The 19,236-nt window shown below is 64.7% G+C and carries 21 protein-coding genes; 15 read left to right on the forward strand and 6 right to left on the reverse strand.

Annotated elements, in window-relative coordinates; all coding sequences use genetic code 11:
- Positions 1-3: 3 nt before the first annotated feature.
- Positions 4-291, reverse strand: coding sequence for an Asp-tRNA(Asn)/Glu-tRNA(Gln) amidotransferase subunit GatC (gene gatC / locus OKQ63_RS11845; RefSeq protein ID WP_264210282.1), 288 nt, complete (start codon positions 289-291; stop codon positions 4-6).
- A gap of 175 nt (positions 292-466) precedes the next feature.
- Between gatC and OKQ63_RS11850 the strand changes: the two genes are divergently transcribed.
- Positions 467-1,159 (forward strand): metal-dependent hydrolase, encoded by a 693-nt coding sequence (locus OKQ63_RS11850; protein WP_264210283.1) that lies wholly within the window; start codon positions 467-469, stop codon positions 1,157-1,159.
- A 103-nt stretch (positions 1,160-1,262) separates the two neighbouring features.
- Here OKQ63_RS11850 and OKQ63_RS11855 read toward each other — a convergent pair whose 3' ends face one another.
- The 4 genes from OKQ63_RS11855 to OKQ63_RS11870 form a co-directional block, all read right to left on the reverse strand.
- Positions 1,263-1,886 carry a DNA-3-methyladenine glycosylase I gene (locus OKQ63_RS11855; RefSeq protein ID WP_264210284.1) on the reverse strand — a complete coding sequence of 208 codons (624 nt, stop codon included), beginning with the start codon at positions 1,884-1,886 and terminating at the stop codon, positions 1,263-1,265.
- Complete coding sequence (locus tag OKQ63_RS11860; protein ID WP_264210285.1) at positions 1,883-2,176, reverse strand: YciI family protein; 294 nt, start codon at positions 2,174-2,176, stop codon at positions 1,883-1,885. The genes OKQ63_RS11855 and OKQ63_RS11860 overlap by 4 nt, the downstream gene beginning before the upstream one ends.
- A 22-nt stretch (positions 2,177-2,198) precedes the next feature.
- Entirely contained in the window at positions 2,199-2,780 is a 582-nt protein-coding gene (locus tag OKQ63_RS11865) for a TetR/AcrR family transcriptional regulator (protein ID WP_264210286.1), read from the reverse strand.
- Positions 2,781-2,879: 99 nt separating this feature from the next.
- The gene (locus OKQ63_RS11870) at positions 2,880-3,329 is read right to left on the reverse strand and encodes a nucleoside deaminase (RefSeq protein ID WP_264210287.1); all 450 of its coding nucleotides are present in this window, start codon (positions 3,327-3,329) and stop codon (positions 2,880-2,882) included.
- A 170-nt stretch (positions 3,330-3,499) separates the two neighbouring features.
- On the opposite strand from OKQ63_RS11870, the gene OKQ63_RS11875 reads away from it, so the two are divergent.
- The 6 genes from OKQ63_RS11875 (at position 3,500) to OKQ63_RS11900 (ending at position 10,209) form a co-directional block, all read left to right on the forward strand.
- Entirely contained in the window at positions 3,500-4,552 is a 1,053-nt protein-coding gene (locus OKQ63_RS11875; RefSeq protein WP_264210288.1) for a pseudouridine synthase, read from the forward strand.
- Positions 4,553-4,726: 174 nt separating this feature from the next.
- Positions 4,727-5,620 (forward strand): 5-bromo-4-chloroindolyl phosphate hydrolysis family protein, encoded by an 894-nt coding sequence (locus OKQ63_RS11880; protein WP_264210289.1) that lies wholly within the window; start codon positions 4,727-4,729, stop codon positions 5,618-5,620.
- A gap of 18 nt (positions 5,621-5,638) precedes the next feature.
- Positions 5,639-6,829 (forward strand): toxic anion resistance protein, encoded by a 1,191-nt coding sequence (locus OKQ63_RS11885; protein ID WP_264210290.1) that lies wholly within the window; start codon positions 5,639-5,641, stop codon positions 6,827-6,829.
- Positions 6,830-6,834: 5 nt separating this feature from the next.
- On the forward strand, positions 6,835-7,776 hold the full coding sequence (locus tag OKQ63_RS11890; protein ID WP_264210291.1) for a DUF2927 domain-containing protein: 942 nt from the start codon (positions 6,835-6,837) through the stop codon (positions 7,774-7,776).
- 48 nt (positions 7,777-7,824) lie between these two features.
- Positions 7,825-8,997, forward strand: coding sequence for an SPFH domain-containing protein (locus tag OKQ63_RS11895; RefSeq protein WP_264210292.1), 1,173 nt, complete (start codon positions 7,825-7,827; stop codon positions 8,995-8,997).
- 90 nt (positions 8,998-9,087) lie between these two features.
- Positions 9,088-10,209 carry a TFIIB-type zinc finger domain-containing protein gene (locus OKQ63_RS11900; protein ID WP_264213913.1) on the forward strand — a complete coding sequence of 374 codons (1,122 nt, stop codon included), beginning with the start codon at positions 9,088-9,090 and terminating at the stop codon, positions 10,207-10,209.
- Positions 10,210-10,304: 95 nt separating this feature from the next.
- Here OKQ63_RS11900 and OKQ63_RS11905 read toward each other — a convergent pair whose 3' ends face one another.
- Entirely contained in the window at positions 10,305-10,724 is a 420-nt protein-coding gene (locus OKQ63_RS11905) for an Hsp20/alpha crystallin family protein (RefSeq protein ID WP_264210293.1), read from the reverse strand.
- A 136-nt stretch (positions 10,725-10,860) separates the two neighbouring features.
- Between OKQ63_RS11905 and OKQ63_RS11910 the strand changes: the two genes are divergently transcribed.
- The 8 genes from OKQ63_RS11910 to OKQ63_RS11945 all read left to right on the forward strand — a co-directional run bounded on the left by OKQ63_RS11910 (position 10,861) and on the right by OKQ63_RS11945 (position 19,106).
- Positions 10,861-11,535 carry a nitroreductase gene (locus OKQ63_RS11910; RefSeq protein WP_434086010.1) on the forward strand — a complete coding sequence of 225 codons (675 nt, stop codon included), beginning with the start codon at positions 10,861-10,863 and terminating at the stop codon, positions 11,533-11,535.
- 20 nt (positions 11,536-11,555) lie between these two features.
- A complete protein-coding gene (gene dtd / locus OKQ63_RS11915; RefSeq protein ID WP_264210294.1) occupies positions 11,556-12,002 on the forward strand; it encodes a D-aminoacyl-tRNA deacylase in 447 nt (148 codons plus the stop codon).
- A 429-nt stretch (positions 12,003-12,431) separates the two neighbouring features.
- Entirely contained in the window at positions 12,432-14,015 is a 1,584-nt protein-coding gene (locus OKQ63_RS11920; protein WP_264210295.1) for an ABC transporter substrate-binding protein, read from the forward strand.
- Entirely contained in the window at positions 14,016-14,972 is a 957-nt protein-coding gene (locus tag OKQ63_RS11925) for an ABC transporter permease (RefSeq protein WP_264210296.1), read from the forward strand.
- Positions 14,969-15,784 carry an ABC transporter permease gene (locus tag OKQ63_RS11930; RefSeq protein WP_264210297.1) on the forward strand — a complete coding sequence of 272 codons (816 nt, stop codon included), beginning with the start codon at positions 14,969-14,971 and terminating at the stop codon, positions 15,782-15,784. Before OKQ63_RS11925 ends, OKQ63_RS11930 begins: the two co-directional genes overlap by 4 nt.
- Positions 15,781-17,418, forward strand: coding sequence for an ABC transporter ATP-binding protein (locus OKQ63_RS11935; protein WP_264210298.1), 1,638 nt, complete (start codon positions 15,781-15,783; stop codon positions 17,416-17,418). The genes OKQ63_RS11930 and OKQ63_RS11935 overlap by 4 nt, the downstream gene beginning before the upstream one ends.
- Before the next feature lie 218 nt (positions 17,419-17,636).
- Entirely contained in the window at positions 17,637-18,278 is a 642-nt protein-coding gene (locus tag OKQ63_RS11940; protein WP_264210299.1) for a DUF1326 domain-containing protein, read from the forward strand.
- 6 nt (positions 18,279-18,284) lie between these two features.
- On the forward strand, positions 18,285-19,106 hold the full coding sequence (locus OKQ63_RS11945) for a DUF2182 domain-containing protein (protein ID WP_264210300.1): 822 nt from the start codon (positions 18,285-18,287) through the stop codon (positions 19,104-19,106).
- The last annotated feature ends 130 nt before the right edge of the window (positions 19,107-19,236 follow it).

Consider the following 19,236-nt stretch of genomic DNA (forward strand, 5'->3'; position numbering starts at 1 on the left):
CTCTCACTCCACGACTTTGGGCACGGCAAAGAAGCCTTCGCGGGCATCCGGCGCGTTGGCCAGCACCTTGTCCTGCTGGCTGCCGTCGGTGACTTCATCGGCGCGGCGCTTGAGGCGCTGCGGCGTGACCGAGGTCATCGGCTCGACGCCCTCGACATCCACCTCGTTCAGCTGCTCGATGAAGCCCAGGATGTTGTTGAACTCGTCTGCCAGCGCCGGAAGTGCTGCATCCTCAACCTTGATCCGGGCCAGTTTGGCCACCTTGGCGGCGGTGCTTTGGTCAATCGACATGGAAACCCTCATCTGGTGTTGGAAAGGCATTTACCGCCGCACCGCCCGCGCTGCAAGCCTGCAAGGGGCAAACCGCCGCCCGCCGCCCGCCGCGCCGCATTTTCCGGCAGCGGCGCATTTCCTTTCGCCGCCAGCCTGCTAGGCTTCGGGCACCGTCAACCGGAGGATTTTTGCGATGAAAGTGATTTGGCTGGGCCACGGCTCGTTCCGCATTGAAACCGAGGGCCAGGTGCTGCTGGTGGACCCCTGGCTGAGCGGCAACCCGGTGCTGCCGGAAGACCAGCACGAGGCGGCGGTATCAGGCGCCACCCATATCCTGCTCACCCATGTGCATTTCGATCATGTGGTGGACGTGCTGCCGCTGGCCAAGCGGCTGGAAGTGCCGGTGATCGGCCAGTACGACCTGATGGGGCTGTGGGGCGAAACCGAAGGGGTTGAGACGATCGGCTTCAACAAGGGCGGCACCGTGGCGGCGGGACCGGTGAAGATCGCGATGGTGCCCGCCTCGCACAGCTCCACCTTCAACACCCAGGATGGCTTGCGCACCGGCGGCTCGGAAGTGGGCTACATGCTGATGGCCGAGGGCAAGACCGTCTATATCTCCGGCGACACCGCGATCATGGCGGACATGGAGTGGATGGGCGATTACTACAAACCCGACGCCGGCATCCTGTCGGCGGGCGGCCATTTCACCATGGACATGAAGCAGGCGGCCTATGCGGCGAAGCGCTATTTCAATTTCAAGACGGTGATCCCCTGCCACTACAAGAGCTTTCCGGTGCTGGAGCAGGACGCAAAGGACCTGATCGCGGGGCTGCCGGGGGTCGAGGTGATCGAACCGGAAGTGATGAAGGCCATCGAGATCTGAGCCGCGCAGGCGGGCCGTGTTCTCCCGCCCGTCGCCGGATCTGCAGTGCAGATCCGCTCCCGTTGGGCGTGGCGCCGGGCCTGGCGGCCCGGCGCGGGCGTCTTCAGGCCGCCGGTTTCAGTTGCGGCACGGTAAAGGCCGCGCGGGCCTCAGCCGCCTTTTCCCGGCAGATGCAGCCGCGGGCGTGATCATTGATCAGCCCCATCGCCTGCATGAAGGCAAAGGCCGTGGTCGGACCGACGAATTTCCAGCCGCGTTTCTTCAGCGCCTTGGAAAGCGCCACGGAGTCCGGGCTGGTGGAAGCGGTCTGCGGCTCCGGCAGGTCTTCCGGCCGCGGCTCAAAGCTCCAGAAAAACGCCGCCAGCGACCCCGCCTCCGCCACAAGCTCCTGCGCGCGGGCAGCATTATTGATCACCGCCTCGATCTTGCCGCGGTGGCGGATGATGCCCTTGTCCTCCAGCAAGCGCTCCACATCCGCCGCGCCGAAATGGGCCATTTCGTTGAAATCGAACCCGGCAAAGGCGGCGCGGAAGTTCTCGCGCTTGTCCAGGATGGTGCGCCAGCTGAGGCCGGACTGGAAGCTTTCCAAGCAGACCTTTTCGAACAGGCGGATGTCGTCGCCGACCGGGTAGCCCCATTCCTCATCGTGGTAGCGCAGGAAATCGGGGGCTGAGGCACTCCAGGCGCAGCGGGGATGGCCATCGGCGGCAGTTACAGTACCGCTCATTCGCCGCCCCTGAGGAAATCGAGCCGGGGGTCCATCATGGTGGGCGCCACGCCGATGATTTCCGGCTCCACCACGCCGCCGGTCACAAAGGGGTCCCGCGCGACGCGGGCGGCCATGTCCTCTTCGCTTTCGCCTACCGCAAGGATCGCGCCGCCTTCGCCATCGGTCATCGATCCCGCAGCAAGAAACACCCCGTCCTCGAATCCTTGCTGCAGCCAGGACTTGTGCCCTTCCAGAAACTCGGCCAGGCGGTCCTTCTGCGCCGCAAATGAAAGCAAAATAAAATACATGAGTGTCTCCTGTGATGCGTCTTTAAAGAGGATGCTCCGGCGGCAGCTGATCCCTGAGCCAGTTTTGCATCAGCGCCACTTCCCGGTTGATGAAATCCGCGTCGCCAAACGCCTGCGCCAATGTTGCCACGCCTTGACTGCGGGCCAGCAGATGCATCGCCAGCCCGTCAGAGCGCGCACCGCAGCCCAACGCCTGAAACTGCTGACTGAGCCAATCCTGGAACAAAGTGAAGAGCGCGGCCGCCTGCGCTTGCGCGGCGTGCTGCAGTTTACCCAATTCGGTGACCAAGGATCCGACCGGGCAGCCATAGAGAGTGATCTGGGACTGGTTGACGATCAGGATGCGGATAAAGCAGATGATCCGCTGCGCAGGATCGGCACCTTCAGCCTCCCAGCCGTTCAGCATGGCGCGGGTCTTGGCCATGCGGCGCGCGATCACGGCTTCAAGGATCTCGTCCTTGGTCTTGAAATGGTAGTAGAAATTGCCGCGGGAGATGCCGACGGCGGCGGCAATATCCGCAAAGGATGCAGCCTCGAACCCGCGCTCATAGAACAGCTGGTCCGCGGCCTCGGAAATCCTGTCCTTTGTGCCGGTCTGCGCCATCTTCACCCCTAGGACAATTGACCCAATCCCACAATTAGGACAAGTGTCCTAAATCTGCAACCGTTAATTCCGGCGGCAATGCGCCGCCGGTGCCCAGGGTCAGCGTTTTGTTGCGAAGAAGTCCTTGAGAAGTGCCGCGGCCTCGGCCTCGGCGATGCCGTCATAGACTTCGGGCGCGTGATGGGCCTGGGGGTGGGAGAACACACAGGCGCCATGGGCCACGCCGCCGGATTTGGGGTCGGAGGCGCCGTAGTAGACCCGGCTGATGCGGGCGGCGGCAATAGCGGCGGCGCACATGGCGCAGGGCTCCAGCGTCACATAGAGGTCAAAGCCGGTGAGCCGCTCGCTGCCAAGCGCAGCGCAGGCCTCGCGGATGGTCAGGATTTCGGCATGGGCGGTGGGATCGTTCAGTTCGCGCGTGCGGTTGCCGGCCAGCGCGGCCACCGTGCCGTCCGGCGCGATCAGGGCGGCACCGACGGGCACCTCGCCGCGCCCGGCCGCCTGCCGCGCCTGCGCCAGCGCCTTGTCCATATGCGATTTGAAAGCCATGCGTGCGCCGCATCCCCAATGGTTCAGTGTTCAGGACCCAGAAGCAGGGTCCGCCCGGCAGCGGCCGGGCAGCGCAGGTCCGCCCCTTGGGCGGGCTCCGCCCTCCCTGCAACCTTCCTGCCCGTGATTGCGCGCTTTCGCAAGGCGGCGGAATGCTCTATGGCACGGACATGAGCAAAACACCCGCATCCCCCAAGGGCAAACCCGGCCCGCAATCCCAGCCCCGCAAAGCTGCTGCCGCCACCTCCGCGGCCGCCGCCTCCGCTGCCTCTCCCGGCGGCGACCGCATCGCCAAGGTTTTGTCGCGCGCCGGCGTCGCCTCGCGCCGGGAGGCTGAACGGATGATCGCCGAGGGGCGGGTGTCGGTGAACGGCGAGAAAATCGGCAGCCCGGCGCTGAACGTGACCGCCGCGGACCGGATCAGCGTCGATGGCAAGCCCCTGCCCGAGGCCGAAGCGCCGCGGATGTGGCTGTATTACAAACCGATCGGGCTGGTGACGTCGAACAGCGACGAGAAGGGCCGCAAGACGATCTTTGACGAGCTGCCCGAAGACATGCCGCGGGTGATGACGGTGGGGCGGCTCGACCTCAACTCCGAAGGCCTGCTGCTGCTGACCAATGACGGCGGCATCAAGCGCAAGCTGGAACTGCCCGCAACCGGCTGGCTGCGCCGTTACCGGGTGCGGATCAACGGGCGTCCCAAGGACGAGGATTTTGCCCCCCTGCGCAAGGGTCTGGTGATCGAGGGCGAGAAATTCCAGCCGATGACGGTGTCGCTGGACCGCCAGCAGGGCGCCAATGCCTGGCTGACCGTCGGCCTGCGCGAAGGCAAGAACCGCGAGATCCGCCGCGCGATGGAGGATATCGGCTACAATGTGAACCGGCTGCTGCGGGTCTCCTACGGGCCGTTCCAGCTGGGCAGCCTGAAGCCGGGCGAGGTCGAGGAACTGCGCTCGCGCGTGGTGCGCGATCAGCTGGGGCTTGCGGCGGAGGAAGACCAGCCCCCGGCAGCCCGCCCGACCCGTTCACGCGGCGGCAAGCCCGGCAGCAAACCGATGGGCAAGCCGGCAGGCAAGCCTGGTGGCAAACCCGGCGGCAAACCTGCGCAAAAGGCGCAAGGCAGACCCGGCGGACCGGCAGGCAAAAGCCCCGCAGCGCACAGCGGCCGCCCCGGCCAGCCCGGCAGCGGCAAGCGCCCGATCGGCAAGAATCCCCGCCGCTGAGCCATTTCCCGCAGACTTCCCCCTAGCAACACCGCCAGCTATCCCCTAGATTTCCAATCAGTTAACCTTCACTGGCCGTTCCTGGGGGGACTTGCGTGCAGAAACTTGCCTATGCCGCCCTGTTGATCCTTATGCTGGGTCTCAGCACCGGCTGGATTGCGGGGGGCTGATACCATGGCACCGCGTTTCGGCGGCAAATACAGCCCCGGCGGCAAGTCCGGGCCGCAGCCCTCCGGGCAGCGGCAGACCTATCGCAATGCGCAGGTGGACCCTGTTGGCGTGCGCGCCAACCTGATGTTTGTGCCGCCCGCGGTGCTGACGCTTTTGTCCTTGAATCACGGCGCAACCGGGCTGGCGCTGGGACTGGTTGGCGCCGGGCTTTGGACCGGCGGGGCATTCCTGCTGCGCGAGGGCCTGAAGGCCGAGGCCGCCTTTGCCGCCCGCAAGGTGGCCCGCAGGCCCGCCCTGCCCCGCAAGATACTGGCCGCGCTTCTGGCCGGCGCGGGCGCGGTGCTGGCAGCGTGGAAGGCCGAACCCGGCATCCTGACCGCCGCCATCTACGGCGCTGCAACAGCCGGGCTGCATATTACCGCCTTTGGCATCGACCCCTTGCAGGACAAGGGGGCCGCAGGCATCGACGAATTCCAGCAATCCCGCGTGGCGCGTGCGGTGGATGAAGCCGAAGACAGCCTTGCCGCGATGAGGGACGCCGCCCTGCGCGCCCGTGACCGCAGTATCGAGGCCCGGGTGGAGCAGTTCCAGGCCGTGGCCCGCGACCTGTTCCGCACGGTGGAAGAAGACCCCCGCGACCTGACCGCTGCGCGCAAGTACCTGACCGTCTATCTGCAGGGCGCCCGCGATGCGACGGTGAAATTTGCCGATATCTATACCCGCAGCCAGGACACCCAGGCCCGCACCGACTATCTGGCGTTGCTGGACGATCTGGAGCAGAACTTTGCCGCGCGCACCCGCAGGATGCTGGTGGAGGACCGCGCGGACCTGACAATCGAAATTGATGTGCTGCGCGACAGGCTGCGGCGCGAAGGGGTCCATCCGGACCAGAACTGATTAGCGAGGAAGCCATTCATGTCCGAAGCCGTGCAACAGAAAGCCGCTGAGGCCGAGGCCCTGGTCAACGAGGTCACCGCCATCGAACTGCCCGAACCCGCTGCCGAAGTTCAGCCGCTGGAGCAGGCCGACGCCCCCACCAGCGAGGCGATCCGGGTGCGGATGGAGCAGATCGACATGGGCGACACCAATTCGATCATCCATTTCGGCTCGGGCGCCCAGAGCGAGCTGCAGACGATCAGCCAGGCGATGCTCTCGGATGTGCGCAACAAGGATGTGGGGCCGGCAGGCGACAGCTTGCGCAACATCGTGACCACGATCCGCGGCTTTTCGGTCTCCGAACTGGATATCCGCCGCAAGCCCAGCTTCTGGGAGCGGCTCCTGGGCAAGGCAGCCCCCTTTGCCAAATTCACCGCCCGGTATGAAACCGTGCAGGGGCAGATCGACAAGATCACCGATGAGCTGCTGGGGCATGAGCATACCCTTTTGAAGGACATCAGATCGCTCGACATGCTGTACGAAAAGACGCTGCAGTTCTATGACGAACTGGCGTTGTACATTGCCGCGGGCGAGGCCAAGCTGGCAGAGTTGGACGGCACGGCGATTCCGGCAAAGGAAGCCGAGGTTCGGGCCGCGCCGGAAGGCGACCAAGTGATGAAAGCGCAGGAGCTGCGCGATTTGCGGGCCGCCCGGGACGACCTGGAGCGGCGCGTGCATGATCTCAAGCTCACCCGCCAGGTGACCATGCAGTCGCTGCCCTCGATCCGGCTGGTGCAGGAGAACGACAAGTCGCTGGTGACCAAGATCAACTCGACCCTGGTGAACACCGTGCCGCTGTGGGAGACCCAGCTGGCCCAGGCGCTGACCATCCAGCGCTCGGCCCAGGCGGCGGCGGCAGTGCGCGATGCCAATGACCTGACCAACGACCTGCTGACCTCGAACGCCGCCAACCTGCGCCAGTCGAACGAGATGATCCGCCAGGAGATGGAGCGCGGCGTGTTTGACATCGAGGCGGTGAAACAGGCCAATGCCGATCTGATCGGCACCATTCAGGACAGCCTGCGCATCGCCGACGAGGGCAAGGCCAAACGCGCCGCCGCGGAAAGCGATCTGCAGAAGATGGAGGCCGAGCTGCGTGATACGCTGGCGGCCGCCAAGTCGCGCGGTGATGGGGTTGGCGACAATGCCGGCACCGCTGTGCCGAACTGACCGGAATGGCAGGCGTGCGGGCACAGAAAGCCGTATGGACAACTGGAGCGGCCCTTGCCGGGCTGGCGGCCCTGTCGGCCTGCCTGCCCTTTGCCCAGCCGGAATCGCTGGTGCCTCTGGCCCGCCCCGCCGCACCGGCACCGGCGGTCTACAAACCCTCTGCCGACAGCGCCCAGCTGGCCTATTATTACAACGCCCTGCAGCGCGACCTGCTGACCCGCGGCCTGCTGCGCACCGATGGCGGCGGGCCGGACACGCCCTTTGACGCCGAGGATCTGGCCGAGAGTTTCGAAGCACTGGCCTTTTACGACGAATACGGCGGCTCGGGTATTTCCGGCGGCCTGGGCCGCTGGGCCGGTCCGGTGCGGATCGCGGCCGAGTTCGGTCCCTCGGTGCCTGCGGCCCGGAGGGCGGCGGACAAGGAAACGGTCTCCGCCTATGCCGCCCGGCTGGCCCGGATCACCAGCCATCCTGTGAGCACCGTGGCGTCCCGGGCAAATTTCCACGTGATCTTTGCCAGCCTGGATGACAGCGCCTTTGTCGCCGAACGGGTGCGTGAATTGCTGCCCGCGATCAGCGCCAGGGATCTGTCGCTGCTGGCTGCCCCGCCGCGCAGCTTTTACTGCCTGGTGGTGGCAGGCGGGCCGCAAAGCGACCCGCTGTCCTACACCCGCGCGGTCGCGCTGATCCGGGCGGAGCATCCCGATCTGGTGCGCAAGAGCTGCGTGCACGAGGAAGTGGCGCAGGGGCTGGGCCTTCGGAACGACAGCCCGCGGGCGCGGCCTTCGATCTTCAACGACGACGACGAATTCGCGCTGCTGACCAGCTTTGACGAAAAACTGCTGCAGATGCTGTATGATCCAAGACTGAAGACCGGCATGAGCGCCGAAGACGCCCGCCCGGTGATCCGCATTCTCGCCCGCGAGGCGATGGGCCAGGAATTGTAGGCGCCATGCAAAAGCCACGCGGCTGCGCCAAGTGAAGAGGACCTGACGATGGGTATTTTCGATTTTCTCAAAGGCGAATTCATTGATGTCATTCACTGGGTGGATGACACGCATGACACCATGGTCTGGCGGTTCGAGCGCGAGGGCCATGCGATCAAATACGGCGCCAAGCTGACGGTGCGCGAAGGCCAGGCGGCGGTGTTTGTGCATGAAGGCCAGCTGGCGGATGTGTTCACGCCGGGCCTCTACATGCTTGAGACCAACAACATGCCGGTCATGACGACGCTGCAGCATTGGGACCATGCGTTTCAGTCGCCGTTCAAATCGGAAATCTACTTTGTCGACACCACCCGGTTCAGCGACCTGAAATGGGGCACCAAGAACCCGATCATCTGCCGCGACCCGGAGTTCGGCCCAGTGCGGCTGCGCGCCTTTGGCACCTATACGGTCAAGGTGGCGGATCCGGCGCGGTTCCTGACCGAGATCGTCGGCACCGACGGCGAGTTCACCATGGACGAGATTTCCTACCAGATCCGCAACGTCATCGTGCAGGAATTCAGCCGGGTTGTTGCCGGTTCCGGCATTCCGGTTCTCGACATGGCCGCAAACACGGCGGATCTGGGCAGGCTGGTGGCCGCTGAGATCTCCGGCACAATCGCCGAATACGGTTTGTCCATCCCCGAGCTTTACATCGAAAACATCTCATTGCCGCCAGCGGTGGAGGACGCGCTGGACAAGCGCACCCAGATGGGGGTGCTGGGCGATCTGGGCCGCTACACCCAGTTTTCCGCAGCCGAGGCGATGACGGCCGCGGCGCAGACCCCGAACAGCGGCATGGGGGCCGGCATGGGGATGGGAATGGGCATGGCGATGGCCCAGCAGATGGGCAATATGGCAGCGGGTCAGCCCTCCGGGCCCTGGGGCGCCCGCCCCGCCCCCGCTGCCGCCGCACCGGCAGCGCCTGCCGCCAGCCCGCAGGCCGCCCCCATCGCGCCGCCCCCGCCGCCTGTCGAGCATGTCTGGCATATCGCGGCGGACGGGCAGACCTCCGGCCCGTTTTCCAAGGCGCGGATGGGGCGGATGGCGCAGGACGGCACGCTGACGCGGGACACTCATGTCTGGACCCCCGGCCAGGATGGCTGGAAACGGGCCGGTGACGTGATGGAGCTGGCGCAGCTGTTCACCATCCTGCCGCCGCCCCCGCCCCCGCCGGCGGGTTGAATTTCCGCCGCGGCGGCCGTTGCTCAAAGCCGCCGCCGCGCGCCCAATCGCTGATTACATTCCCTTTGACAGGTTCTGCTTCCCGTGACGATGCCTCCGCCGCCGCCCTCTGAACGCGCGCTCCCTGCCGGGGAAAACAGCCACCGGTTCCCCTGCGAGCAATGCGGCGCGGATTACACTTACAACCCGGCCGATGGCACGCTGGTCTGCAGCCACTGCGGCCATACCAACAGCATCCGCAGCGGACCCTGGCAAGGCACCGCCCTGCAGGAGCTGGATTTCCGTGCTGCGGTGGCGGAGCAGCTGCCGGAAGCAGAGATCGAAGTCACCCGTGTCTCCACCTGCCCCAATTGCGCGGCGCAGGTGGAGTTCGATCCCGATACACACGCCAAGGAATGCCCGTTCTGTGCCACTCCCGTGGTCACCGGCACCGGCGAGAACCGGCACATCAAGCCCAAGGGCGTGCTGCCCTTTGCAGTGGCTGAGCGTACCGCGCACAAGGCGATGAACAATTGGCTGGGCAGCCTGTGGTTTGCCCCCAATGGCCTGCAGGAATACGCCCGCAAGGGGCGGCGCATGCAGGGGGTCTATGTGCCCTACTGGACCTATGACGCCCAGACCCGCAGCCGCTATTCCGGTCAGCGCGGCACCGTTTACTACGTCACCGAAACTTACCGGCAGGACGGCGAGACCAGGACCCGGCAAGTCTCCAAAGTGCGCTGGACACCGGTTTCGGGCCGGGTGCAGCGGTTCTTTGACGATGTGCTGGTGCTGGCGTCAAAAAGCCTGCCCAAACGCTATACCGAAGCACTGGAGCCCTGGGACCTGTCGCAGCTGGAACCTTATCAGCCGCAGTACCTGGCCGGTTTCCGGGCCGAAGCCTACACGGTGGAGCTGGAAGCGGGCTTTGCCGAGGCGGGGCAGAAGATGGAGCGTGTCATCGAGCGCGATGTGCGGTTCGACATCGGCGGCGACCGGCAGCGCATCAACAGCATCGAGACGCAGATGTCCGGCGTGACCTTCAAGCACATCCTGCTGCCGGTCTGGCTGGCGGCCTATAAATACCGCGGCAGGACCTACCGCTTTGTGGTGAACGGTCAATCCGGCCGGGTGCAGGGCGAGCGGCCCTATTCGGCCTGGAAGATTGCCGCTGCGGTCATCCTGGCGCTCGCCATCGCCGCGGGCGCTGCCCTGCTGGCCAGCCAGCAGTAATCCCTGAAAATGCGGAAGGGGGAGCGGTCTCCCCCTTCCTGATCCGGCCGGTTCCTGTCCCCGGTTCTGAACCGGAACCTTGGCCGGCCCCCCTGTCAGCCTTTGCTGATCTCGATCCTGCGGGCGGTCTCAGGCTGCTCCAGCGCCTTCTTCGGCACCGAGATATGCAGCACGCCGTCCTCCATCCTGGCAGAGGCCGCCTGCCCGTCGGCATCCTCCGGCAGACGGAAGGAGCGGCGGAAGGCACCATACTGGCGTTCGCTGAAGTACCAGGTGTCGCCAGTCTTCTCGGACTGCGTCTTCTTCTCGCCGCGGATCGTCAGCACGCCGTTGTCCACGGTCAGCTCGACATCGCCCAGGGCAACGCCCGGAAGCTCCATCGCAATATCGTAGGCCTCCTTGCCCGAGGATGCCTCGGTTGCGGGATTGAGCCAATCGGCAAGACGGCTTCCGAAGCTGCGGAAAGGATCATAAAGCGACGGCCAGAAACCGCCGTGTTCGGTTTTTTCCACCATGGTCCACACTCCTTTCTGGTTTCGGCCCATTGTACCTCTGACGCTGCGGCACTGCCTTGATCCGGCGCAAGCGGGGCGCTTGCGCAAAAGAAATTCTGACGCCAGTCTGGCCTGCAGCCGCCTGGAGGGACTGGATGTGACACCCGAACTGCAAAGCCTGGACACCCTGTTTGCCGCCCGCCATAGCTGCCGCGCCTTCCGCCCGGACCCGGTGCCGCGCGGGGTGATCGAAGACATCCTGCGCACCGCGCAGAAAGTGCCCTCCTGGTGCAATGCACAGCCCTGGAAAGCGACCATCTGCAGCGGTGCCGAGACGGAACGCGTGCGGGCTGCCCTTCTGAAGGCGGCGGAGGGCGGCGGGCACAGCCCCGACCTGCCCTTTCCCGATGGCTATTCCGGTGAATACCAGCAGCGGCGGCGCGACTGCGGCTGGGCGCTGTATGAGGCTGTCGGCGTGCAGAAAGGCGACCGCGCGGGCTCGGCGCGGCAGATGAGGGAGAACTACCGGCTGTTCGGCGCGCCGCATTGCGCGATCCTGTCGTCTCCGGCAGAGCTTGGGTCCTACGGCGCGATGGATTGCGGCGGCTTTGTTGCGGCCTTCACGCTGGCGGCCCGGGCCGCCGGGGTTGCCAGCATCCCGCAGGCGGCGGTTGCGTCCTTTGCGCCGCTGCTGCATGAACTGCTGGCGATACCGGACGACCGGATCATCCTCTGCGCCATTTCCTTTGGCTACGGCGACGGGGACCACCCGGCCAACAGGTTCCGCACCCGCCGGGCGGCGCTGGCGGACTTTGCCGACTGGCGCGGCTGAGACAGGACAAGGACATACAGATGCGGGCATTGATACAGCGGGTCAGCGAAGCCTCGGTCACGGTGGATGGCGAGACCCTGGGAGAGATCGGCCCCGGCCTGCTGATCCTGGTCTGCGCCATGCAGGGCGACGGCGAGGCCCAGGCGGACCAGCTGGCCGCCAAGATTTCCAAGCTCAGGATCTTCAAGGATGAGGGCGGCAAGATGAACCGCTCGGTGCTGGACACCGGCGGCAGCGTGCTGGCGGTCAGCCAGTTCACCCTGGCCGCCGATACCCGCCGCGGCAACCGGCCCGGGTTTTCGACCGCCGCCGCCCCGGCCGACGGGGAACGGCTGTACGGGTATTTCGCGGATCAGCTTTCCCGGCTGGGTCTGGAAACCGCAACAGGACGGTTCGGCGCCGACATGAAAGTGCGGCTGCTGAACGACGGCCCGGTCACCATCTGGATGGATACGGAACAGGCCTGATCCGGCGGTCGCGACCTGCCGCCGCAATCAGGCCCCCGCCGCTCCCTCCGGCGCAAGCGCCGCGGGGCGGGGCACCTGATGGGGGCGGTGGCGAGTGCGACGTTTTTAGGACAGAAAGCATCGATTCTTTCCCTGTTACCGCCAGCATTGCGGTTCAACCCGGTCAATTCATAAAAAATCCGTCATTTCTCCGCACAAAAGTTTCCTGTCGCATTCCCGATGTTTTTTTGTTTTACACGTGGCATGGCGGCTAAAAGCGGCACCTTGCTTGAAAAAGGCGACTTCCCTTCAGCAGGCCTCGCAGGCGCGTGTGCAGCCCTGCCAGGCGTTTCGCGAATAACGCTTGCGAGGTTGCGGCAAATGCGCAAATCTTAAACCACCAATCAAAAAACGGGTGCTTGCAGCACCGCAACCAATCGGGAGAACTCAATGAACAGACACATGCAGTATCTGGCCAGCCAGGCTGTGGCAGGCAAGCTGTCCCGCCGCGACTTCCTGGGCAAGGCCGCCGCTCTGGGCTTTACCGCTGTTTCCGCCAACCTGCTGCTGTCCACCGCCGCCAAGGCGGCCGGCCCGCAAAAAGGCGGCACCATCCGCCTGGGCCTGCAGGGCGGCTCCACCACCGACAGCCTGGATCCGGCGCTGGTCACCAACACCGTCGGCCTGATGGTCACCCGCCTGTGGGGGGAAACGCTGGTCGAACTGGCCGACGACGGCGGCATCGAAGGCAAGCTGGCCGAAAGCCATGAAGCCTCGGCCGACGCCAAGACCTGGACCTTCAAGCTGCGCCCGGGCGTCACGTATTCCAATGGCCAGAACGTCACTGCCGAGGACGTGGTCAAGACCATGGAACGCCACAGCGGCGAGGACACCAAGTCCGGCGCCCTGGGCATCATGCGCGGCATCAAGGACGTGCGGGCGGATGGCGACAGCGTTGTCTTCGAGCTCGACAGCCCGAATGCCGACCTGCCCTATCTGCTGGCCGACTACCACCTGATCATCCAGCCGAACGGCGGCAACGACGATCCCGCAGCGGCCATCGGCACCGGCCCCTACATCATGAAGTCCTCCGACATGGGCGTGCGCTTCGTGGCCGAGAAGAACCCGAACTACTGGGGCGATCTGGGCAATGCGGACACCGTGGAAATCATCGTCATCAACGACGACACCGCCCGTGTCGCCGCGCTGCAGTCCGGCCAGGTGGATGTGATCGACCGGGTGCCGCCGCGCACCGCGAAACTGGTGGACCGCGCGCCGAACATCACCGTGCACTCGACCTCCGCGGCCGGCCACTACGTGTTCATCATGCATTGCAACACCGCGCCGTTCGACAACAACGATGTGCGCATGGCGCTGAAATACGGCATCAACCGCCAGGAAATGGTCGACAAGATCCTGAACGGCTACGGCACCGTCGGCAACGACACTCCGATCAACGCCTCCTATCCGATGTACACCGAGCTGGAGCAGCGCCAGTTCGATCCGGACAAGGCGATGCACCACCTGAAGAAGGCAGGCCACGACGGCTCGATCCTGCTGCGCACCTCGGACAACTCCTTCCCGGGCGCGCCGGATGCATCTGCCCTGTTCCAGCAGTCGCTGGGCAGCGCCGGCATCCAGCTGGACGTCAAGCGCGAGCCGAACGACGGCTACTGGTCGGAAGTCTGGAACAACAAGCCCTTCTGCACCAGCTACTGGGGCGGCCGTCCGACCCAGGACCAGATGTTCACCACCGCCTATCTGTCGACCGCGGACTGGAACGACACCCGCTTCAACAACGAGCAGTTCGACCAGATGCTGGTGGCCGCCCGCGGCGAGCTGGACGTGGCCAAGCGCACCCAGATGTACGCCGACATGTCGACCATCCTGCGCGACGAAGGCGGCCTGATCTGCCCGATGTTCAACGACTTTGTCGAGGCAACCACCGACAATGTGGACGGCTGGGTCGAAGGTATTCCGGGCCAGGTCCTGATGAATGGCTACGCCGCCAGCAAGCTGTGGGTCAAAGCCTAAATGTCGCCTGTTTTCAAACTCTTGGCTCAGCGCATCGCGCTGAGCCTCCTCCTTCTTTTGCTCATCTCAATGGTGATCTTCGCCGGCACTATGATCCTGCCCGGCGATGTCGCCCAGTCGATCCTGGGCCAGTCGGCAACCCCGGAAGCGCTTGCCAACCTGAGAGCTGAGCTTGGTGTCAACGATCCGCCCGTGCAGCGCTATTTCGCTTGGCTGTTCGGTGCCATCCAGGGCGACCTGGGCACCGCGCTGACCAGCGGCCAGGATATTTCCGAGGCCCTCGCCAGCCGCTTCTGGAATACCCTGTTCCTTGCCTTCTGGGCCGCCGTGGTTGCGGTGCCGCTGGCCATCTTCCTGGGCCTGCTCGCTGTCCGCTTCAAGGACCGCTGGCCCGACAAGCTGATCTCCGGCGTCACCCTCGCCTCGATCTCCATTCCGGAATTCCTGATCGGCTACGTGCTGATGTATCTCGTCGCGGTGCAGCTGCGCTGGTTCCCGTCGGTGGCGATGATCAACGACAACATGAGCCTGTTCGAAAAGCTCAACGCCATCGCCCTGCCCATCGCCGTGCTGACCCTGGTGGTGCTGGCGCACATGATGCGGATGACCCGGGCGGCGATCCTCAACGTGATGCAGTCGGCCTATATCGAGACCGCCGAGCTGAAGGGCCTCAACGCCTTTCAGGTGATCTACCGCCATGCCTTCCCGAACGCGGTTGCCCCCATCGTCAACGTGGTGATGCTGAACCTCGCCTATCTGGTGGTCGGCGTCGTGGTGATCGAGGTGGTGTTCGTCTATCCCGGCATGGGCCAGTATCTGGTGGACCACGTGTCCAAGCGGGACGTGCCTGTGGTGCAGGCCTGCGGCCTGATCTTTGCCGCCGTCTATATCGGTCTCAACATGATTGCCGATGTCGTCGCCATCCTGTCGAACCCGCGCCTGAGGCATCCGAAATGAAGACTATCCCCGTTTCCGCACTCATCGGGCTGTTCTTCACGGCCCTGTACTTCCTCGGCGCGATTTTTGCGCCGCTGCTGGCCCCCTACGGCGTCGGCGAAGTGGTCGGCGACGTCTGGGAGCCTGCCAGCGCCGAATTTCTGCTGGGCACCGACAACATCGGCCGCGACCTGCTGACCCGGATGATCTACGGCGGCCAGACCACCATCTTCATCGCCACCGCAGCAACCTTGCTGTCCTTCACCACCGGCTCCGTTCTGGGCTTCATCGCCGCCGAGGCCGGCGGCTGGCTGGATCAGGCGATGTCGCGGTTTGTCGACCTGATCATGTCGATCCCGACGCTGATCTTTGCCCTCGTGGTGCTGTCGGTGATGCCGGTGACCATCCCGATCCTGATCGTGGTGATGGGCCTCCTGGACTCGACCCGGGTCTACCGTCTGGCGCGCGCGGTTGCGGTCGATATCGAGGTGATGGACTACGTCGAAGCGGCCCGCCTGCGCGGCGAGAGGACCTCCTGGATCATCTTCCGTGAAATCCTGCCCAACGCGCTGTCGCCGCTGGTGGCGGAAATGGGCCTGCGGTTCATCTTTGCGGTGCTGTTCGTCTCCACCCTGTCCTTCCTGGGCCTGGGCGTGCAGCCGCCGGCGGCTGACTGGGGCGGCATCGTGAAGGAAAACAAGGACGGCATCGTCTATGGCATCCCCGCGGCCCTGATCCCGGCTTTTGCCATCGCCACCCTGGCGATCTCGGTCAACCTGGTGGCTGACTGGGTGCTGAACCGGACAACCTCGCTGAAAGGAGGCCGCGGATGAGCGAGACCCTGTTGAAAGTCCGCGACCTGAAAATCGGCGCGACCATCTACCCGCCGGGGGAAAAGCCCAAGGACATCGAGATCGTGCACGGGGTCAGCTTTGACCTCGCGCCGGGCAAGGTGCTGGGGCTGATCGGTGAATCCGGGGCCGGCAAATCCACCATCGGTCTTGCCTCCATGGCCTATGGCCGCGGCGGCGTGAAGATCACCGGCGGCGAAGTCTGGGTCAACGGCCGCGACATCCTGAAAACCGGCCTGCGCGATGTGCGCAAGCTGCGCGGCGGCGAGGTGACCTATGTGTCGCAATCGGCAGCGGCCTCCTTCAACCCGGCCAAGAAGATCATGGACCAGGTGGTCGAGGCGGCGGTGGAGCAGGGAAAGTTCTCCCGCAAGGACGCCGAGGCCCGCGCCCGCACCCTGTTTGCCAAGCTGGGCCTGCCGGATCCGGACAACATCGGCGAGCGCTACCCGCACCAGGTGTCGGGCGGCCAGCTGCAGCGCTGCATGACGGCGCTGGCGCTGTGCCCGGAGCCGGACCTGGTGGTGTTCGACGAGCCGACCACCGCGCTCGACGTGACCACCCAGATCGACGTGCTGATGGCGATCAAGGAAGCGATCCGCGACACCGGCGTTGCCGCGCTCTACATCACCCACGACCTCGCGGTTGTGGCGCAGGTGAGCGACGACATCATGGTGCTGAAAATGGGCGACACCGTCGAATACGGCACGGTCGACCAGATCATCAACAACCCGCAGGAGGAATACACCCAGGCGCTGGTCTCGGTGCGCTCCATCGATCATGAGGAGAAGGCGCCGACCGAGGAGCCGGTGCTGAGCGTGCGCAACATCACCGCGCGCTACAAGGGCACCCGGTTCGACGTGCTGCACAATGTGAACGTCGATCTGTACCCTGGCCAGACCCTCGCCGTGGTGGGCGAGTCCGGTTCGGGCAAATCCACCCTCGCCCGCGTCATCACCGGCCTGCTGCCGCCGCGCGAGGGCGAGATCGAGTTTGCCGGCCGCACCCTGTCGCCGGACCTCAAAGGGCGCTCGCGCGAGGACCTGCGCGAATTGCAGATGATCTACCAGATGGCAGACGTGGCGATGAACCCGCGCCAGACCGTCGGCACCATCATCGGCCGCCCGCTGGAGTTCTACTTCGGCATGCGCGGCGCCGAGAAGAAGAAGCGGATCATCGAACTTCTGGACGAGATCGAGCTGGGCGAGAAGTTCATGGACCGCTACCCGGCGGAACTGTCGGGCGGCCAGAAGCAGCGTGTCTGCATTGCCCGGTCGCTGGCGGCCAAGCCCAAGATGATCATCTGCGACGAGGTCACCTCGGCGCTGGACCCGCTGGTGGCGGACGGCATCCTGAAGCTCTTGCTGGACCTGCAGAAGATCGAGGATGTGGCCTATCTGTTCATCACCCACGATCTGGCGACGGTGCGCGCCATTTCCGACAACATCGCGGTGATGTACCAGGGCAAGGTGCAGCGCTACGGCGGCAAGAGCCAGGTGCTGAGCCCGCCGTTCGACGATTACACCGACCTGCTGCTGAGTTCCGTCCCCGAGATGAAGCTGGGCTGGCTGGAAGAGGTGATCGCCAACCGTAAGATGGAAAGCGCCGGCAACTGATTCCTCCCAAGGATGTAAAGCCCCTGTCCCAATGCGGTCAGGGGCTTTTTCTTTTTCAGCCCCCGCCATTTTGTGATAATTTAATGCCACCGGAAAGAATGCGGCGGAACCAGCTGCAGGCTATAGAAACATCACTGAGCGCGGTTGTTTTTCCATACGGGCCCATCCCGAATCTACCGGGCAGTTTTGCTTGAACAGGCGGAACTGGAGGGACTGTCATGACTGATTGGGCCATTCACGGATTTGAAATCGCCAACTGCAACTGCGTCCCTGGCTGCCCCTGCCAGTTTTCGCAGCTGCCCAATGACGGCACTTGCGAAGCGATGCTGACCTACCGCATCGACAGCGGGCACTACGGGGATACCAAGCTGGACGGGCTGCTGGCAGCCGCCATCTACAAATGGCCGGGCCCGATTCACGAAGGCAACGGCGAGATGCAGCTGATCATTGACGAGCGCGCCACGGCGGAGCAGAAAACCGCGCTGGAAGCCATCATGACCGGGCAGGACACTGCCGAGTTCGCGACGATGTTCTTTGTCTTCAACGCCATGTGCGCAACCAAGCACGAAACCCTCAGCGCGCCGGTCTCCCTGAGCTATGACCAGGAAACCGGCATCGGCCATGCGCAGGCGGGTGGCATTGGCGAAACCAGGGTCGAACCGATTGCGCACATCGTTTCCGGAGCGCCCCATTCTGTTCAGATCAAACTGCCCAATGGGTTTGAATACTCAGAGGCCTCCGTGTGCCAGGGCACAACCCGGACTCCAGGGTCTGCCATCAGCCTGGAAAAGAACAGCAACACCCACGCCCATGTCGCCGAACTGCATCTGACCGGCGACGGCGTGCAGCGCGCGGCTTGACCCGCGATGGGCCGGCAGCAGCACATTGAGGGGCCGGCCGAACGCCTCGCCCGCCATGATCAGGCGGTGGTGATTGGCGCGGTGGTCTTCGTCGTGCTGCTGAGCGCGCTTTACACGGTGTTTGGCGTCGGCATGGAGATGAGCGCGGTCGAGATGACCCGCATGGCCCGCCCGGTCGGCGAGCCGATGCCGATGGCCGCCGCCGCCTGGACCCCGGCCTATGCGGTGCTGATCTTCCTGATGTGGTGGATCATGATGATCGCCATGATGACCCCCAGCGCGGCGCCGGTTCTGCTGCTCTACACGGCCGTCAAGAAAACCGGCTCCCGGTCCGCCCAGGCACCGCTTCTGGGCCTGCTGTTCCTCAGCGGCTACCTGCTGGCCTGGGCCGGTTTTTCGATCGCAGCCACCGCCTTGCAATGGTGGCTGGAAACAGCGGGCCTGTCGAACGGCCCCATGATGTCGCTCAGCAGCCGTGCACTTTGCGGTGCATTGCTGCTGGCGGCGGGCGCCTATCAGTTCACCCCCTACAAGCACGCCTGCCTCTCCCACTGCCGTTTGCCGGTTCAGTTTCTGACCGCGCATAACCGCACAGGCCTGGCTGGTGCTTTACTGATAGGCGCCCATCACGGCACCTACTGCCTGGGCTGCTGCTGGGCGCTGATGCTTCTGCTGTTTGCCGGCGGTCTCATGAACCTTTACTGGATTGGCGGCCTGGCGCTTTATGTGCTGGCAGAAAAATATGCCCCGAACGGGCGGCTGTTCACCGCGGCCACTGGCGGGCTCCTGATTCTTGCCGGCCTCTACGTCATCGCCACCGCCGTCTGACCCGAGGCAGCCGGAAACTCGCCCCGCCGCATGGCCGAAATCCCCCAAAATGCCGGTTTCCGCCCATTCCGCCGCTTTTTTGAATGGCAATTCAAGATTCTGCCGCGAAGATGCAGCACCGAAGCCCCTG

Origin of the sequence: Leisingera thetidis (genome assembly GCF_025857195.1) — a bacterium.
GTDB classification, from domain to species: domain Bacteria; phylum Pseudomonadota; class Alphaproteobacteria; order Rhodobacterales; family Rhodobacteraceae; genus Leisingera; species Leisingera thetidis.

What these genes read in the sequence shown, in the direction of transcription:
- OKQ63_RS11890 (WP_264210291.1), top strand. Translation starts at nt 6,835, where the DNA reads ATGGCAGGCGTGCGGGCACAGAAAGCCGTATGGACAACTGGAGCGGCC.
- OKQ63_RS11905 (WP_264210293.1), bottom strand. Translation starts at nt 10,724, where the DNA reads ATGGTGGAAAAAACCGAACACGGCGGTTTCTGGCCGTCGCTTTATGAT.
- OKQ63_RS11865 (WP_264210286.1), bottom strand. Translation starts at nt 2,780, where the DNA reads ATGGCGCAGACCGGCACAAAGGACAGGATTTCCGAGGCCGCGGACCAG.
- dtd (WP_264210294.1), top strand. Translation starts at nt 11,556, where the DNA reads ATGCGGGCATTGATACAGCGGGTCAGCGAAGCCTCGGTCACGGTGGAT.
- OKQ63_RS11945 (WP_264210300.1), top strand. Translation starts at nt 18,285, where the DNA reads ATGGGCCGGCAGCAGCACATTGAGGGGCCGGCCGAACGCCTCGCCCGC.
- OKQ63_RS11860 (WP_264210285.1), bottom strand. Translation starts at nt 2,176, where the DNA reads ATGTATTTTATTTTGCTTTCATTTGCGGCGCAGAAGGACCGCCTGGCC.
- OKQ63_RS11885 (WP_264210290.1), top strand. Translation starts at nt 5,639, where the DNA reads ATGTCCGAAGCCGTGCAACAGAAAGCCGCTGAGGCCGAGGCCCTGGTC.
- OKQ63_RS11920 (WP_264210295.1), top strand. Translation starts at nt 12,432, where the DNA reads ATGAACAGACACATGCAGTATCTGGCCAGCCAGGCTGTGGCAGGCAAG.
- OKQ63_RS11930 (WP_264210297.1), top strand. Translation starts at nt 14,969, where the DNA reads ATGAAGACTATCCCCGTTTCCGCACTCATCGGGCTGTTCTTCACGGCC.
- OKQ63_RS11895 (WP_264210292.1), top strand. Translation starts at nt 7,825, where the DNA reads ATGGGTATTTTCGATTTTCTCAAAGGCGAATTCATTGATGTCATTCAC.
- OKQ63_RS11850 (WP_264210283.1), top strand. Translation starts at nt 467, where the DNA reads ATGAAAGTGATTTGGCTGGGCCACGGCTCGTTCCGCATTGAAACCGAG.
- OKQ63_RS11880 (WP_264210289.1), top strand. Translation starts at nt 4,727, where the DNA reads ATGGCACCGCGTTTCGGCGGCAAATACAGCCCCGGCGGCAAGTCCGGG.
- OKQ63_RS11870 (WP_264210287.1), bottom strand. Translation starts at nt 3,329, where the DNA reads ATGGCTTTCAAATCGCATATGGACAAGGCGCTGGCGCAGGCGCGGCAG.
- gatC (WP_264210282.1), bottom strand. Translation starts at nt 291, where the DNA reads ATGTCGATTGACCAAAGCACCGCCGCCAAGGTGGCCAAACTGGCCCGG.
- OKQ63_RS11925 (WP_264210296.1), top strand. Translation starts at nt 14,016, where the DNA reads ATGTCGCCTGTTTTCAAACTCTTGGCTCAGCGCATCGCGCTGAGCCTC.
- OKQ63_RS11875 (WP_264210288.1), top strand. Translation starts at nt 3,500, where the DNA reads ATGAGCAAAACACCCGCATCCCCCAAGGGCAAACCCGGCCCGCAATCC.
- OKQ63_RS11940 (WP_264210299.1), top strand. Translation starts at nt 17,637, where the DNA reads ATGACTGATTGGGCCATTCACGGATTTGAAATCGCCAACTGCAACTGC.
- OKQ63_RS11900 (WP_264213913.1), top strand. Translation starts at nt 9,088, where the DNA reads ATGCCTCCGCCGCCGCCCTCTGAACGCGCGCTCCCTGCCGGGGAAAAC.
- OKQ63_RS11855 (WP_264210284.1), bottom strand. Translation starts at nt 1,886, where the DNA reads ATGAGCGGTACTGTAACTGCCGCCGATGGCCATCCCCGCTGCGCCTGG.
- OKQ63_RS11935 (WP_264210298.1), top strand. Translation starts at nt 15,781, where the DNA reads ATGAGCGAGACCCTGTTGAAAGTCCGCGACCTGAAAATCGGCGCGACC.